Genomic DNA, 16,597 nt, shown 5'->3' on the forward strand with positions numbered 1-16,597 from the left:
CTCTGTTATTAGTCGGCATAGTGTATTTTCCGCCTAATGGACAGATTGGTGCGCCATCCGGGAAGTAGCTGGTGTTGCCAGTTACTGTTGCCATAGTGGCCGGATAGACACCATTGTGGTCTGCTGCGTACAGTTCAATTTGAGAATTCATCAAGTCAATATTTGTTGCACAGGCATTGGCTTTCGCGTTGCCGGCACTGACCGTAATTCTCGGAATCGCTATGGCAGCAAGTGCTCCTAAAATCAGAACCACTATGAGCAATTCAATCAATGTAAAACCTTTACGTTTCATCTTATTTCCTTTCGAAAAGCAATAAATAAATTAATACTCTTATATAGTTTCTCGTCTTTTAAAACCTGCGACTTATGTAAAATCTGCAAAACTTTAAACTTATTTTAAATGCGACATATAATCGAACATCGGCAGATAAACAGCCATCAGTATAAGTCCGATAACCGAACCCATAATAACCGTCATTGCGGGTTCAAGTTTTACAAGCAGCGAATTAATCATTCTGTCTATATCTTTTTCGAGGAAATTGACGCCTTTGTCGAGCATTTGCGTCAATTGGCCGGATTGTTCACCTACGCCGGCAAGCTGTATAATTATCGGTGGGAAAATATTGTGTTCCTGCATCGCATCGGCCAGACCGTGGCCTGCCTGAACGGATTTTTGCAGAGCCTGACTTATACATGTCATTTTTTCATTATTTGCCACGAAGCCCGAAATTTGTAGTGCCCTGATTATCGGTACGCCGGTGTTTATCAACATCGTAAAGCTTCGAATAAAATTCGCTGTTGCCACCATTTTGTTTAAGCTTCCGAACACAGGCATCGCGAATTTAAAATAATCCAATTTTATTTTTAGATATTTATTTTTTCTGTAATGCTGGAACCCGTACATCGCAAGGCATATTAATATTATAGAGTGCAGCCAGTAATGCCGGACAATTATGCTAAGCACAAGAAGCGTTTGAGTCGGGCCCGGCAGTGCAACACCGAGCTGGCTGTATATTTTTGAAAAGACCGGCACAACAAATATCACAAGGGCCGCAATGATGGCGACGCACATAACTCCGACGATAAGCGGATATGTAAAAGCGCTCTTGAGGCGGTTGCGCAGGTCGTCCTGCTTTTCGAGATATTTGGCGCTGATTTCAAGGCTTTCCGGAAGTTTACCGCTCGATTCGCCGGCTTCGACCATTCCAAGAAAGAAATCAGAGAATATATTACGATACTTACCGAAAGAATCGGCAAGCGACGACCCCATTGTAATGCTTTTTTTCACATCAGCGATTACATATTGCAGCGAACGATTGTCCGTTTGCTTTTCCAGCGTTTCAAGACTCTGGACGATTGAAAGGCCTGCACCGCACATACCTGCTAATTTAAAAGTGAATGATATAATTTCCGGACGCCTGATAGACAGACGTTTTGGATTGAATTTACTGCTTCTTTTGACTTTCAGCAGGTTGTAACCAATCTTTGCGAATTCGCTGCGCAGGGCGCCTATGCCGTTGATGTCTTCATAAATGCCTTTGAAGATTCTGCCTGCTTCGTCTCGTGCGGTGTATTCGTAAGTTGCCATCAATCCTCCTGCATATCAACGACACGATATAACTCGTCTATCGTGGTCAGGCCTGATAGAACCTGATTCAGTCCGCTCATTCTTAATGTTTTCATACCTTCTTTTATCGCCTGATTTTTTATCGCGGTGTCATTTCCGCCGTCGATTATCATATTGCGAATTGCAGGCGATACCGGCAGAATTTCATATATTCCCTTCCTGCCGACATAACCGCTCTTGCCGCAGTTGTCGCAGCCGGTGCTTCTGTGAAGAAGTATATCGTCGGGCTGTTCGGCGAATAATTTATTTTTAATATCCGAATCCGGAGCATAAGATTCCCTGCACGCCGAACACGAAGTTCTGTAAAGCCTTTGCGCGATGCTGCCGAGCAGGGCGGATGCAAGCATAAATGGTTTAATGCCGAGGTTTATAAGTCTTGATATTGCGCCTGCCGCGTCGTTTGTATGCAGAGTTGACAGAACAAGATGGCCTGTCATTGCGGCGCTGACGGCGATTTCCGCGGTTTCATAATCTCTGATTTCGCCGATTAAAATTACGTCCGGGTCTTGTCTTAAAATGCTTCGCAGTGCTGTTGCGAATGTCAAGCCGGCTCGCGGATTGGTCTGTACCTGCGTAATGCCGTCAAGTCTGTATTCGACAGGGTCTTCAACGGTTACGATATTGTTCTTTCCGGTATTCAGGAGTTGTAACAAAGAGTACAGCGTCGTTGTTTTTCCGCTTCCTGTGGGGCCTGTCAGAAGAATCATTCCATAAGGATTTGCGACAAGACTCCTGATTCGCTGATTGTCTAACGGGTCAGGCGCAATGTTGTCGAGATTCCATTGACGGTTGCTCTTGTTGAGGATTCTTATTACGATTTTTTCGCCTATGACCGACGGCAGCGAAGATACTCTTAAGTCGAAGTCTTTATTCTGATGCGATGTTTTTATGTGGCCGTCCTGCGGAACGCGTTTTTCAGCGATGTCCATTTTTGCCAGGATTTTTATGTGGCTTGCGATTTCGCCCTGCGCGGATGATGGAATATCAAGTTCCTTGCGCAGGATGCCGTCGATTCTGTAACGGACTATCGTATCTTTTTCCTGCGGCTCAATGTGAATGTCGCTTGCGCGGGCATCGATTGCGCCGGTGATAATTGAAGCGACGAGACCGCTGACAGGGTCGCTGCTTTCCTGCAAGTTATCCAATGCGGTAACTGTACGATGATTAACAGGTTCGCCGGTATTCTTCAGACGCATCGAGGCGATTGTCTGTTTCGTTACGTTTTGAACGTTGAAATGATAACGCAGAGCTGCTTTTATTGCATTTGGTGCGGCGACCATCGGAATCACTTTGCAGCCTGTTCGCATTTCTATCTGGTCGCGAATGGCAAGGTTCATCGGCGAACTCATCGCAACGTAAAGTTTGTCGCCATCCAGACGCACTCCGACAAGACTGTGTTCGCTGGATAATTCATACGGAATCATGTGCGCAGTAATCGAATCAACCATATCCGGTGAAAGATTCACGTATTCAAGATGCTGGCATTGTGCGACGAGTTTGCTGATTTGTTCATCTGTCGCAAGATTGTTTTCTTTAAGATATGTGAGCAGATTTTTTCCGCTCTGTTCGCACTGCCTTGTCATTTCGTCGAGTTTTTTTTCGTCGGCAATGCCGAGGCGGATAATTTCATCCAATAACTGACTGTCAGTTTGTAGTTCTTGCATATTTTTTATCCGGATTAATATACTTTGACCGCATGTAAAATCGTCCATAACAGAGCAGGGCTTAACATACATTACAAGTATTACAAGATTCAACGTCCGATAATTTTGTGATAAATAATTAATGTGGAGCACAGAAGCAGAAAAAAACTGTTTTTGCGAAAAATGATTAAAATGACTATCAAAACAGTCGAAATAGACCCCAGAGATTTTAATATAAAGGAATATTATGCTGGGCTTATTTAAATCAAAAAAGAAAACCGCAACGATATTGGTTGTCGATGACGAACCGGACATTGTCAGCACAATTAAAGCTCGACTTGAATGGAACAAGTATAAGGTTGTAACCGCTTCTAATGGCAGCCTAGCGCTTGAAATGCTTGAGAAGATGACGCCGGATTTGATTCTGCTCGACGGCAATATGCCTGTAATGTCGGGCTTTAAAATGCTCGAGATGATGCGGCAGGACAACCGGTTCAAAGATGTTCCTGTAATTATGCTGACAGCAGCGTGCGAGTCGCACAATATCGCGATAGCTGGTTCGTTGGGCGTTACCGAATATGTTACAAAACCTTTTGAATATCCGCAGTTACTCGAAAAAATTACACAGACGCTCGAAAAATAACATTCTTTCTGAACTGGTATTCAATTGACAGACGTAATATCCAATGAGAAGCTGAATTTTATAATCAAACTCAAGAGCAAAAGCCTTGAAGTGATTTTTGACGCTGTGCCTGTGGGGCTGCTTCTGGTCGATGATAACCTTAATGTTGACAGAGTCAACGAGGCGATTCGCCGGAGGATAGGCAAAAGTTATAAGGAAATTATCAACAACTCTATTTGCGATGTTCTCAACTGCAAAATCGCCGCCGACAATGAAAAATGCCACGATGAATCTCACTGCGGGCAATGCCTTTTAAAAACGAATATAAATAATGTTTTTAAAACATCTAAGTCTGTCGAAGAGCTTGAAGTCGAAAGCAAGACCCTGTTTTCCGACAAAGATGAAAAATTCTGGTTTTCCCTGACTATAAAACCTGTAATCGTTGATGAAAGAAAACATGTTGTAGTATGTATTAACGATATTACCGCCAGGAAAATCGCAGAGGAAAAAGCTGTCGAGTCGATGAAACTCAAGCAGCAATTCATTTCAACCGTTTCTCACGAATTGCGAACGCCTCTGACAGCCATCCGCGAAGGCCTAAATGTCGTGCTCGAAGGCGTGGCAGGCAAATTAAAAAGTAAACAAAGAGAATTTCTTGAACTTTCAAAACGAAACGTTGACCGGTTGAGCGCTCTTATTAACGATGTGCTGGATTTTCAGAAACTCGAATCAGGCAGAATGAGTTTTGATTTCGCCCGGGCTGATATGGCCGAGACTATAAAAGAAGCTGCCGACACGATGCAACTGATGGCTAAAAATTTCAAAGTTGAACTGTCTGTTGAAATCGAGCCGCAGGTGGGTACGGCTGTTTTCGACCGCAATAAGATGATACAGGTATTTACGAATCTTTTGAGCAATTCGATAAAATTCACGCCCGCAGGCGGTAAAGTATCTATTGTCACAAAATTGTTTAATGATACTGTTGCGATAACCGTTTCAGATAACGGTATGGGTATTCCAAAAGAAGATTTGCCGAAAGTTTTTGAAAGATTTTACCGTGTGCAGCGTCCGGGGAAAGAAATTGCCGGCACAGGTCTTGGTTTGCCGATTGTTGCGCAGATTGTCGAACGGCACAACGGCACGATTTCAGTCGAAAGCGAATTAAACAAAGGAACGTCTTTTACCGTAAGTCTGCCTTTAAAAGGCCCGCAGGTTGAGCTGGATGAAGGCAAAGACGAACTGCTCGAAAACACCATTACACACTAATCAATTACACACTAATCACACCTCTTTTATTATTAATTAGGGACAGCCACCTATTTTTCTATTTTTATTGACAAATACAAAGTGAATGTTATTTTTATGTTATGCCGAGAATAGCAAGAATAGTATTAGAAGGATTGCCATATCATATTACCCAGCGAGGTAATAACAAGCAGGATGTATTTTTCGTTGATGACGACAGGAAAGTATATCTTGAAATTTTGAAACGGCAGGCGGAGAAATACAGTCTGACGATAATGGGTTATTGCCTGATGACGAATCATATTCACCTGATAGCGATACCTCAAAAGGCCGAGTCTCTTGCCATGGCGGTAGGCCGAACGCATTTCATTTACACGCAATACATCAATCGTTTTCACAAACGCAGCGGCCATCTCTGGCAGGGCAGATTTTATTCGTGCGGCCTTGACGAGCATCATTTCTTTTCAGCGATGCGGTATATAGAGCATAATCCATTGCGTGCCGGCATAAGCCGTAAGCCGTGGAATTATGAATGGTCGAGTGCGGCCGCGCATATTGATGCGGATAGCAAATCGGAGTTGCTTGATTTGCGCAGGTGGTATGATATGATGAAAGCTGACCAGTGGAAACACTTATTGATGCAGAAAATTCCTGACAAGGAAATGAAAGCAATTCGCAGCGGTATATTGCGAGGTCGTCCATTAGGCAGCGATAGTTTTATAAGTAAACTTGAAAAGTTAGCAGGCCGCAGATTAAGGCCGTTGCCAGTCGGCAGGCCAAAGAAAGAAATTAGCGAAAAGCGAAAGAAAGGTAAAATAGGTGGCTGTCCCTAATTTGTCCGTCCCTAATTTGTCCTAATTTGTCCCTAATTCCTAATTTGTCCCTAATTAATTCTAATTAATTAATTAATTAATTCCTAATTAATTCCCTTGAATTGATTTTGTGTTTTCATAAAGAAGTATTATGCAAAAATTTAAAAAGTCGGCAATAATTATTTGATGATTATGCCGAATCTTTTTATTGATATGCTGCTATGTGGGTTTTCCGACACGCTCCTAGTAAAACAACTCTAACGGGTAATGCGGCAGATACCAGAACTGGCGTAGCAATGCCACTCGGTTGTGGTGCCGTTTCATATGAATACAATATCGGCAAGTATGAACAGGGAATATTTAATTACACAGAACCCCGATAGCAATGGATGGGTATTTTAGATGTTTTTTTATTATACATAAAACCATAAACCAACCACAGACGCCGGGCAAAGCACCACTTTGCCGAAAGATTATTGAGTCGTCGTATATGATTATGGCAATGTGCCATAAAGCCAGTATTCGACAAATTTACCTAAGTCATATAAGTCAACAGAACCGTTCTTATTAAGGTCGGCACCGGAACACCAGTTCGGTTCGGCGCAATCTTGATACATCCAGCGGCTGGCAAAGACGGCGTAATCAACAAAGTCCACATCGCCATCCGCATCAATATCGCCGGGAGTAATCTGAACAAATTCATAAGCACCCATATCAATTTGTCCATAAAGCACACGCAGATTGCCGTCCAAATCAGTCTCACCAGGTTCTGCTTGATAGTTCGGATTGCCGACATTTACGCAAGGGGAAAATTCAGTTAAATGATAACCACCGGCTGAAAATAATGGATTTTCGTTTATATTTCCCACTCCGGAGTATCCACCCTGCATATTAGAATATGTTACCGTCATAGGCCCATGAATCAAGGCACTTGCCACATTGCCCCATATGATACAGTTACTCATAGTTGGGCTTACGCCATTGTTGTAGGCACCGCAAATAACAGATTCTCCTTGCATTATGTTGCCGCTTATGGTGCAGTTCCTTATGTTTGCATTGCTATAAGAATAGTTGTAAATTGCGGCACCGCAACCAATCGTTCCTGTATTATTAAGGATAGCACAGTTGCTTATAGTCGCACTGCCACCACAATTAAAAATTCCGGCACCCCAGCCTCCCGAATTATTACGGATTATGCACTTATTTATTATTGGACTGCCGTAAGTATTATAAATCCCGCCGCCACAGCCCTCAGGCACCAAATTATCACAGATAATACAATTATTTATGACAGGGTTGCTCGATGAAATGAAAATTCCTCCACCATAGCCGTAGCCTCCTCTTATTGTGATTGCTTCGAGAATCGAATTGCCGCCTTCACCGTAAGTAAAATTGAACCCATTATGCGGCTCATCTTCTGTGCCGGTGCAATTTATTACACAATCGTTTGGATTGTCGTTCGCCCCCCGAACCGTTATCGCCTTCCCGCTAAAATCAATATCCCGATTGCCATTGCCTATATATACCCCCGGTGCAATCACAACCGTATCGCCATTAACGCTCGCATTAATTGCCGCCTGAATAGTGCCGTACTGTGAAGGCACATTGCGAACGGTGGCAAAAGAAAATGGAGACCAACAATTGATTATAATGGCGATGGCTAAAAGAGTTCGCTTCACGTTAATCTCTCCTCCGCAATAATAGCAACAAAACCGGACAGACCAAAACAGCTACAAAAAAGAATTGCACCAGAATTGTGAGATACGATTGTATTTTTCTTTTCAACATTTGTTAATATTCCCACCGCATCATATAAAAATTAGTATAAAGCATTTTAATTGAAAGTCAAGATATATTAATTATTATAATTATTAGAATTATTAGGGAATTATTGGGAATTATTAGGGGAATTATTAGGGACAGCCACCTATTTTTTTCTGCCGAAATCAGCGGCATCTGTGTCGGAGTGTAACGCAGACCCCAGAATCTTCAGGAATTTTATTCCTTGAAATTAAAATTCAGATGGGGTAATCAGCGTTAAAAAAGGGGTCTTGAATTGCAACGTCTTTGTATTGGATACGTTAGCGATTTCGTTTTAAAAAAGCGCAAGCAGCATTTTCAGTTTTTGCGTATTTTGTCGTTTTTATGTGATTTTACTTCATTTTACTGACAATTTACTGCCGATTTGTGTAAAAGCGTGTTATTCAGTGAGCGTTTTTTTACGAACTTGCGCTGAACAATCTTAACGTGCGCAAAATAGGCGATAAATTCCTGCGCAAAAATAAAAAATCGGCGTCTTTTTGAGGTTTTTTGATTTAATTTCGCGCAATTCAGACTTTTTGACAGTGTTTTTTGAACTGAAAAACGTATCCACAATTTTTAAAAACGGCAATAATCAGTGTGAAAATTTACTTCGCGGTATAGTATTTTTTGACAAATCATAGTATCGGTTTTTTTGCCGACATATACAAATCATAGTGGATTTCAAATCTTAATTTGTGTCTGGCTTCCTCTTCGGCCATTTCCATAAGCACTTCGCGAAATTCCGGTTCAGTTGTCATAGCATACAACTCCATATAAAATCTGAACGCTTCTTTTTCCTTGTTCATCGCGATAACCAGTAAATCCCCGCAATCCATTTGCGATACTTTTGATAAATCGACCATAAAATCAAGCGGAGTGCTATTTGAAATTTTTGGACGGTCGCTTACGGTTTTGCCCAGCTTGAATATTTCAAGCTCAAGATTCGTCTTGTGCACAAGTTCTTCCTCGGCAAATTGTTTGCACATTAAGATGACTTGAGGGTCTTCGGTATATTGCGACATGATGTTGTAAAATATATTAGCCTCTGTTTCCCTGTTGACGCCCACCATCAGAATATCGACAATATCTCCAGTATCTGCCATTTTAATCTCTCCAATAAACCAATAAAAATATCTCTATCGATTTTTAATTACTGGGAAACTGTAACTGCCGATGCGTCTTCTTCGTCTTCCTCTAATTTGCTTTGGGTGGGCTTGCGGGCTATAATATGGTCGTAAATCCACTTTGTAATGCCGCTCAACGCAAAACTCCAAAATACAATCACCAAAGCACACTCAAAATACCAGACCACTATAACGATAATAACCACAGCTTTAATCAAATACCCAAAAGGCTTGCTGCCTTTAAGATACTGATTCACAACGTGCGGATAGCGAATTCTGCTGACCATCATTGTGCCGGCCAAAAGGGTCGCGAATGGCAGGATATATACCAAAATGGTATGGCAAATCTGCAAATACGGCCGCCAGTTTTCTGCGATTTTCATTGTCATTTCCTGATTGAGAATAACAAGACTTGCAACCGCACCGGCAGCGGCAGGGCTGGGCAATCCTAAAAAACTCATATGGTGAGATTCGTCGTCTTCGTTTTCGACGTTGAACCTTGCAAGGCGAATAGCGGCGCAACTGAAATATATCGCGGCCACAAGCAGCAGAAAACGATATATAAAAATATCGATAACAGGATTAAACGATATACTTGTTTCGACAACCCGCAGCATAAGAAACGCAGGTGCGATGCCGAAGCTGATTACATCGCAGAGGCTGTCCAACTGACCGCCGAAACTGCTTGTGCTATGGCTCAAACGTGCCAGATGCCCGTCGAGCATATCAGCAATCATCGCGAAGAAAATCATATAGCCGGCCATTTTCAAAAATGGAAACTCCGGATGATAAATGTCAAGGCCGGAGATGTGGCCGGTTGATGCTTTCGCTGCGAAGATAATCGCCGCAAAACCGCACGCTCCATTAATCAGCGTTACCAGCGATGGCAAAACGGTAATGTATTTGAGTCGCCTTTTGCTTTTGCGAATATTTTTGTGCGTATGTTCCGAATTATTATTTTGTTCTGTCATACTTAGCCAATATCGTCAAACCTGCCCGGACTTTGTCGCCTTTTTTCACGAGAAATTTTGCGGTACTTTGAGCCGGCAGGTAAAGTTCCGTTCTTGAACCAAATTTTATCATTCCAAATATCTGTCCGCCAGCAAATTCCTGACCCTTTTGTGCGGCGCAAACAATTCTCTTTGCGATAGCACCGCTTATCTGTCTGACGTAAATTTTTTCTTTCGGTTCATTCAGGCGGGTCATCGTTAAGTTATTGCTCTCGTTGAGTTTACCGCAATTAGCGTCCATCGCGTTTATAAAAGCGCCTTTGCGGTAATTTATGTTCTCTATTCTAACCGCACAGGGCGTTCTGTTCAAATGCACATTAAAAATGCTCAAAAATATGCCGACCCTAATCGCAGGACCGCCCATAACGTCCGGCTCATCAACAACTTCCACTTCGGTTATGGTGCCGTCGGCAGGGGAGAGAATTAAATCGTCGCCGAGCGGAATTTCACGCACAGGGTCGCGGAAAAACGACAGCATCCATACCAGAACTATCGCGAAAACAATCTCCAGAAACCAGAACAGGCCGACGCTTAAAAACGCCGTGAACATCGACAGCAGCATTGCTAATGCGCATAAGCCCGGATAGATGACCACTTGCGGCAAACCGTATTTCGTAATTGGTATTCTCATAAAAATCCTTAAATGCGCGAGCATTATAACCCCGAAGCGACAAAGGCCATAGTAAAATAATTCAACAACAGCACAGTAAATTGTGTGTCAAACTTGCTTGTATTTGTTAAAAAAAAACGCTTAAAAACAGTCTAAAAACCTTAAAAAACACATCAAAAGTGCCTCAAAACACCTCAAAAACCGTTAAAAACACCTCAAATCGCTCATTTTTTTAGTCAGTTTTGACCCAAATCGACACTTTTTGACACAAAAACGTAAGTAAAACACACAAAAAAGAAATAAATGAGCAGTGAAATGAAGTGAATTAACCTGAAATCGTCTAAAAAATTAAGGACTATGGGTGTCCATAAAAAAATGTGCAAGTTTTAGCGTAAAGGGTTTAGGGTATAGAGGACAGGGTATAGTAATAACTCCATCCATCAATTTTATGTGGGTATTATACCATAAAACATCTTGTTTGTCAAGAAAATTACACGAAAAATTTAACCGCGGATTCCACAGATGACACTGATATCCGCCTGCGGCGTACAAGTTTTTTTTCTTGATTATTTGGGTAAAATAGGTATGATTATAGGTACTTTGTTGACTCATTGAGTGCGAGGAGATGTTTGTAGGCACTCCTTTGCAGTTTATGTTTTCGAGCAAAATGTTTTTCAAAAGGTGGAAGATGAAGAGATTCACAGCAGTAATATTGGCGGGGGTTATTTTTACAGCAATTGTTTGTGTGTCTTCTGCAAAGGCAGAAACTATCACAATCGGCACAGGCGCTTATTCGTGGGAATATCCATTAAATACGAGTTATTATGATGCCCGCACACAGACAATTTATCTTGCCGCTGAAATCGGCTGCGAAAAAACTCTGAATTCGCTTGCCCTCGATGTTACGACAATACCGGGAGTGGTGATGAATAATTTCACAATAAGGATGAAACATACGAGCCGTTCCGCATACAGCAGTCTGAAGGCGTGGGAGTCAACGGGTTGGACAGTCGTTTATCAGTCGAACCAGACTGTTTCTACAACAGGCTGGACGACATTCATATTCAGTACGCCATTTTATTATGACGGCACGCAAAACCTGATGGTTGATATATCTTTTAATAATAGTTCAGGTCCATATTTAGGCAAGGGCTACTGTCGATATTCAACTCCGGGCGGTACACGTTCGATATATTATGGCGCGGATAACGACTATGGAGATCCATTAACATGGTCAGGCTACACTTCACCAATACCAAGCAGTACTACCAAGATTCCGAACATACGGCTTGACTATGCACCTATGGTAACCGTGCCAAATGTAGTTGGTATGACACGAACGGCGGCAGAATCTGCTATTACATCAGCAGGTCTTGCCGTTGCCATATCATCGGGATTCAGCGATACAGTACCCGCAGGATATGTTATAAGCCAAGAACCAGTGGCAGACACTTCTGTCGCATCAGGAACATCTGTAAATATAGTGGTTTCATTGGGTATTAGTATCACTGTTCCCAATGTAGTTGGTCTGGAGCAATCGGCGGCGGAATCCGCCATTACATCAGCAGGTCTTACCGTTGCCGTATCGCCGGGATTCAGCGATACAGTACTCGCAGGATATGTTATAAGTCAAAATCCGGCAGCGGGTGCTTCTGTTGCATCGGGAATATCTGTAAATATAGTGGTTTCATTTGGTACAGCAGGAAGCTACGATTACAGCGGCGGAAGCGGGACAACAGAAGACCCATACAAAATCGCAAATGCAATTGACCTCCTGGCTTTAGCGGCATACGCTAACGACTATAGCAGGGCTTTCATTCTTGTAAATGATATCAATCTGGCGGGATTTGTTTTTTCTAAAGCTGTTATTGCGCCTGATATAAATTCTTCTACCACCGGTTTTCAGGGAACTGCCTTTACTGGTGTTTTTGATGGCAATGGCCATTCAATTATTTCACTTAAGATAGATACCGGCGGAGTAAGCAATAATTATCTTGGCCTGTTCGGAAAACTTGATTCCGGCGGTATCGTAACAAACCTGGGCACAGAAGATGTGAACATTATTGGCGGCGCCAGTTCTTATATCGGCGTGCTGTGTGGATATAATTCTTCCGGCAGCATCGCGAACTGTTATTCAACAGGCAATGTAAGCGGAACAGAGTATGTCGGCGGGCTGTGTGGATATAATAACAGCGGCAGCATCAGCAACTGTTATTTGACCGGCACTGTAAGCGGAACAAATCGGGTTGGCGGGCTGTGCGGAACTAATTATCACGGCAGCATCACCAACTGTTATTCTACAGGCAATGTGAGCGGAAAAGGGGCTGTCGGTGGGCTGTGCGGAGAGCATTATTCCGGCAGCAGCACCAACTGTTATTCGACAGGCAATGTAAGTGGAACAAATTCTGTCGGCGGGCTGTGCGGATATAATTCTTCCGGCAGCATCGCGAACTGTTATTCGACAGGCAATGTGAGCGGAAGCGGTGATTATATCGGGGGGCTGTGCGGATGGAATTATTCTGGCAGTAGCATTAGCGGTAGTTATTTTCTTAATACGGCAGGGCCGAATAATGGATATGGTACGCCGCTGACAGATGCGCAGATGAAACAGCGGGCAAGTTTTGTCGGTTGGGATTTTGTAGGTGAAACTGTGAATGGGTCGAATGATGTTTGGAGAATGTGTATTAACGAAGTTAATTATCCGGGGTTGAGTTGGACATATTCATCGGGCGGAGATTTTGATTGTCCGGATGGCGTTGATATTTATGATTTGGCTTTCTTGAGCAGTCAGTGGTTATTTGAAGGCGAGTTTATCGCTGATATTGCGGGCGGTGATGATATTGTTGATTTCCTCGACTTCGCAGTATTGGCTGAAAACTGGATGGAGTGAAAATGATTTAATATTTTTTTTGGGAATTTTTGAATTTAAAAGGTCAGACGCGGACAAATTTGAGATTTCAGAATTAAATCCAAAATCAAAATTATGCATTCGGGCAGACACATAGGTCTGCCCCTACAATACGTTTCCGTTCCGGAAACGGCTAAACGATGGAATTGTAATTTAAAAATTCACGCTCAGCGTTCCATGTAATTTATGACTCAATACAGGTATTTCGCTGAATGAAATTTTTCACGTTATCGGCAATCAGACCCTGGCCTTTCATAGCTTCGGTTCCAAACGCCATCGCGGGACGGAACGGTTTACAGTCTTTTGCCATCGTGATTTTCACATTATCGAAAAGCACATTCTCAATCGGGCTTTCAGGCAGGCCAATAAAAACAGATGCCGCGGATTGCGCATTGTTTGCAGTAATGTTTGTAATTTTAATATTTTTTACGTGCGGAGTAGTATTTGTGACCGGCTGGAAATTACGGTCTGAAAGATACGGAATTTCCTCCGGCTTTGCGCCGCATTCATAATATAGATTCATAACAATCGGACAGCCGACGCCGTTCATTGTGATATTGTTAAGCGTAATGTTTTCAACTGTGCCGGCTCTGCCGCGACGTGATTTTAGTCTTATGCCTCGGTCTGTGCCGTGGAAAACACAATCTGATATTTCGATGTTGCGAATGCCGGCGGCGGTTTCCGAACCCATAACTATGCTGCCGTGGCCGCGAAGCATATTGCAGTTTTTCGCAACGATATTCTCGCACGGTTTATTGACGCGCAGGCCGTCTTTGCCGATTCCGGATTTTAAGCAAAGGCAATCGTCATTTACATCGAAGTTGTAATCTAAAATATTAACGCCGTTGCAGGAATCGATGTCTAAGCCGTCGCCGTTGACGCCGGTGTCGGGATTTTGGAATGTTACGTTTTTAATTGTTACGTCTTTGCAATAGAGTATGTGTGTGTTCCAGAAAGGGGAGTTGCGGGTTGTGAAGCCTTCGAGCAGGACGTTTTGGCAGTTGTTGAATTGAATCAGCGGCGGTCTGAAAAAGAATGAACCGATTCCGCCACCGCCGCAGTCTGAAAGGTCGATGCCTGTATTGAGTTTCATAAATTCGTTATCCAAAGCGCAAAGCGGTAACGGGTTTTTTATCGCCTTGTTTTAGTTGCTTAAATTTCTCATGCCAACGTGTGCCGTTGCCATCGATGATTCCATCGCCAGTGATTGAGACATCCTGAAGATTTTCGGCGTAAATGCACGGCGAATAACCGTAACATTCAACGCCTTCCCAGCGGGATTTAACAGGGCGGAAGTGGGTAAAATCATCTGTGAAAAGGATTATTGCGTCTTTTTCAAGGTGTAAGTTAACTCCTGACCGCAGGCGAATCTGGCCGGTAAGATATGTACCCGTAGGAACGATAATTTTGGAGTCTTTTGGGATTGCTTTGTTAAAAATGGCTGTGTTATCGGCTTTTCCATCTCCAACGGCTCCTAAATCTTTGATGTTAATCATAAATTCCTCCGTGTTTTTTTTTGTTTAGACTGCCTTTATTTATACCTTATATCACATATAAATCCAGTCGAAATAATAGCAGATACTATTGTTTTCGCATCCTACACAACCCTCCCAAAAGTTATTTTATTGACGAAATTTTCAGGATGTTGATAATGCTGGAGATTTGCGAAAAAAACGCGAAGTTAAAGGAAAAAAAAGCCGATAAAGGCTTATTAAAGTAACTGTCTTTAAGGAAAAAATGATGTTTGAGACTCATAAAGGTCTGATAAAAACAAATAATCCGTCAATCATTAACGGTTTTGGTGATGCCGGCCAACAGGCCGGGCAACGGGTGCAGATGCAGTATCAGCGGACACGTGAAATGACGCTGGACGATATGCTGCTGGAAAATCGCATCATATTTATGATTGGCGAAATTCAATATAGTATGGCAACTGCGGTAATTATGAAGATGTTGTATCTTGATAATCAAAAACGCGGAAGCGAAATTAGTTTGTATATTAATTCGCCGGGCGGAAGCGTTGACGATACGATGGCGATTTACGATACGATTCAGTTCATCGGCTCGCCGGTCGCGACATATTGCATCGGCTGTGCGGCGTCCGGTGCGGCAATCGTTCTGGGCTCCGGTGCAAAAGGCAAACGTCATGCTCTCCCGCACGCAAAAATTATGCTCCACCAGCCGTGGGGCGGCGTAACCGGTCAGGCTTCGGATATCAAAATTCAGGCTGAAGAAATTCTCAAATCAAAGAGAGTTATTAACGAAATTCTTTCGAAGCACACAGGTCAGCCGATAGAAAAAATTATGTCTGAAACAGAACGCGACAGATATATGACAGCAGATGAAGCGAAAAATTACGGCTTGATTGACGAAGTGCTGCACGAAACCATTGATGAAAAAGATAAAAAGAAAAAAGAAAATAAATAATGAGCCACAGAGTTAAATTTTATTTTTAGCCACAGAGTTCACGACTCGACTGAGCTCGCCGAAGTCAGAGAACACAGAGGCATTTATTTTTTAACGATAAAGCTCACAGAGATAAATAAAGGAAAACAGATGACACTAAATCAAAATTTAGTACCGATAGTAGTGGAAAAAACCGGACGCGGCGAACGCTCTTATGATATTTTCTCGAGACTGCTCAAGGACAGAATCATCTTCCTCGGCGGGCAGGTCGATGATGAATCCGCGAGCCTTATCATCGCTCAAATGCTGTTTTTGAGTAATGAAGATTCCAAAACCGATATCAACTTCTACATCAACTCGCCGGGCGGAAGCGTAACGGCGGGTCTTGCGATTTATGACACAATGCAATTCCTTCGCTGCCAGGTTGCGACATACTGCGTCGGACAGGCCGCCAGCATGGGCGCGATACTCTTTACCGCAGGCGCTAAAGGCAAACGATATATGCTCAACAACAGCAGAATCCTTTTGCATCAGCCGTTAATCAGCGGCATTCTGGAAGGGCCGGCAACCGATCTTGATATTCAGGCCAAGGAAATTCTCCGCCTGCGCGGCAGATTATATGAAATACTTTCACATCACACCGGCAAACCGGTAGAGAAAATCGAAGCCGACTGCGACAGAAATCGCTGGGTCGAAGCTCATGAATCAATCGAGTACGGCCTTGCGGACGAAATCCTGCAGAAAGCTCCGCAGCCAGTGGAAAGGCCCCAAGAAGATTAATGGCCGG

The 16,597-nt window shown here is 43.0% G+C and carries 14 protein-coding genes and 1 pseudogene; 6 read left to right on the top strand and 9 right to left on the bottom strand.

Features of this window, described 5'->3' with window-relative positions:
- Positions 1 to 208 precede the first annotated feature (208 nt).
- The 3 genes and pseudogenes from LLF92_02870 to LLF92_02880 form a co-directional block, all read right to left on the bottom strand.
- Positions 209 to 292: pseudogene (locus LLF92_02870) on the bottom strand (prepilin-type N-terminal cleavage/methylation domain-containing protein).
- A 99-nt stretch (positions 293 to 391) separates the two neighbouring features.
- Positions 392 to 1,588, bottom strand: coding sequence for a type II secretion system F family protein (locus tag LLF92_02875; protein MCE5340056.1), 1,197 nt, complete (start codon positions 1,586 to 1,588; stop codon positions 392 to 394).
- Positions 1,588 to 3,291, bottom strand: a complete 1,704-nt coding sequence (locus LLF92_02880) for a GspE/PulE family protein (protein MCE5340057.1) — start codon at positions 3,289 to 3,291, stop codon at positions 1,588 to 1,590. The genes LLF92_02875 and LLF92_02880 overlap by 1 nt, the downstream gene beginning before the upstream one ends.
- Before the next feature lie 226 nt (positions 3,292 to 3,517).
- Here LLF92_02880 and LLF92_02885 point away from each other — a divergent pair, with 226 nt between their 5' ends.
- From LLF92_02885 to LLF92_02895, 3 genes are all read left to right on the top strand, one after another.
- Positions 3,518 to 3,913 carry a response regulator gene (locus LLF92_02885; GenBank protein MCE5340058.1) on the top strand — a complete coding sequence of 132 codons (396 nt, stop codon included), beginning with the start codon at positions 3,518 to 3,520 and terminating at the stop codon, positions 3,911 to 3,913.
- A 24-nt stretch (positions 3,914 to 3,937) separates the two neighbouring features.
- Entirely contained in the window at positions 3,938 to 5,158 is a 1,221-nt protein-coding gene (locus tag LLF92_02890; GenBank protein ID MCE5340059.1) for a PAS domain-containing sensor histidine kinase, read from the top strand.
- A 101-nt stretch (positions 5,159 to 5,259) separates the two neighbouring features.
- Positions 5,260 to 5,970 (top strand): transposase, encoded by a 711-nt coding sequence (locus LLF92_02895; GenBank protein ID MCE5340060.1) that lies wholly within the window; start codon positions 5,260 to 5,262, stop codon positions 5,968 to 5,970.
- Positions 5,971 to 6,443: 473 nt separating this feature from the next.
- Here LLF92_02895 and LLF92_02900 read toward each other — a convergent pair whose 3' ends face one another.
- The 4 genes from LLF92_02900 to LLF92_02915 all read right to left on the bottom strand — a co-directional run bounded on the left by LLF92_02900 (position 6,444) and on the right by LLF92_02915 (position 10,517).
- A complete protein-coding gene (locus LLF92_02900; protein MCE5340061.1) occupies positions 6,444 to 7,628 on the bottom strand; it encodes a right-handed parallel beta-helix repeat-containing protein in 1,185 nt (394 codons plus the stop codon).
- Positions 7,629 to 8,387: 759 nt separating this feature from the next.
- Positions 8,388 to 8,855, bottom strand: coding sequence for a ferritin family protein (locus LLF92_02905; GenBank protein ID MCE5340062.1), 468 nt, complete (start codon positions 8,853 to 8,855; stop codon positions 8,388 to 8,390).
- A 47-nt stretch (positions 8,856 to 8,902) separates the two neighbouring features.
- A complete protein-coding gene (locus LLF92_02910; protein MCE5340063.1) occupies positions 8,903 to 9,847 on the bottom strand; it encodes a CDP-alcohol phosphatidyltransferase family protein in 945 nt (314 codons plus the stop codon).
- A complete protein-coding gene (locus LLF92_02915) occupies positions 9,831 to 10,517 on the bottom strand; it encodes a phosphatidylserine decarboxylase (GenBank protein MCE5340064.1) in 687 nt (228 codons plus the stop codon). The genes LLF92_02910 and LLF92_02915 overlap by 17 nt, the downstream gene beginning before the upstream one ends.
- A 667-nt stretch (positions 10,518 to 11,184) precedes the next feature.
- Between LLF92_02915 and LLF92_02920 the strand changes: the two genes are divergently transcribed.
- Positions 11,185 to 13,386: a PASTA domain-containing protein gene (locus tag LLF92_02920; GenBank protein ID MCE5340065.1), complete on the top strand. Its 2,202-nt coding sequence runs from the start codon at positions 11,185 to 11,187 to the stop codon at positions 13,384 to 13,386.
- 202 nt (positions 13,387 to 13,588) lie between these two features.
- Here the strand turns inward: LLF92_02920 and LLF92_02925 are convergent, their stop codons facing one another.
- A complete protein-coding gene (locus LLF92_02925; GenBank protein ID MCE5340066.1) occupies positions 13,589 to 14,497 on the bottom strand; it encodes a hypothetical protein in 909 nt (302 codons plus the stop codon).
- 7 nt (positions 14,498 to 14,504) lie between these two features.
- Positions 14,505 to 14,900 carry a hypothetical protein gene (locus LLF92_02930; GenBank protein ID MCE5340067.1) on the bottom strand — a complete coding sequence of 132 codons (396 nt, stop codon included), beginning with the start codon at positions 14,898 to 14,900 and terminating at the stop codon, positions 14,505 to 14,507.
- A gap of 241 nt (positions 14,901 to 15,141) precedes the next feature.
- On the opposite strand from LLF92_02930, the gene LLF92_02935 reads away from it, so the two are divergent.
- Positions 15,142 to 15,831 carry an ATP-dependent Clp protease proteolytic subunit gene (locus tag LLF92_02935; GenBank protein ID MCE5340068.1) on the top strand — a complete coding sequence of 230 codons (690 nt, stop codon included), beginning with the start codon at positions 15,142 to 15,144 and terminating at the stop codon, positions 15,829 to 15,831.
- Positions 15,832 to 15,960: 129 nt separating this feature from the next.
- Positions 15,961 to 16,590 (top strand): ATP-dependent Clp protease proteolytic subunit, encoded by a 630-nt coding sequence (locus LLF92_02940; protein ID MCE5340069.1) that lies wholly within the window; start codon positions 15,961 to 15,963, stop codon positions 16,588 to 16,590.
- Positions 16,591 to 16,597 lie beyond the last annotated feature (7 nt).

The sequence above is a fragment of the Planctomycetaceae bacterium genome (genome assembly GCA_021371795.1).
Classification (GTDB): Bacteria; Planctomycetota; Phycisphaerae; order Sedimentisphaerales; family UBA12454; genus UBA12454.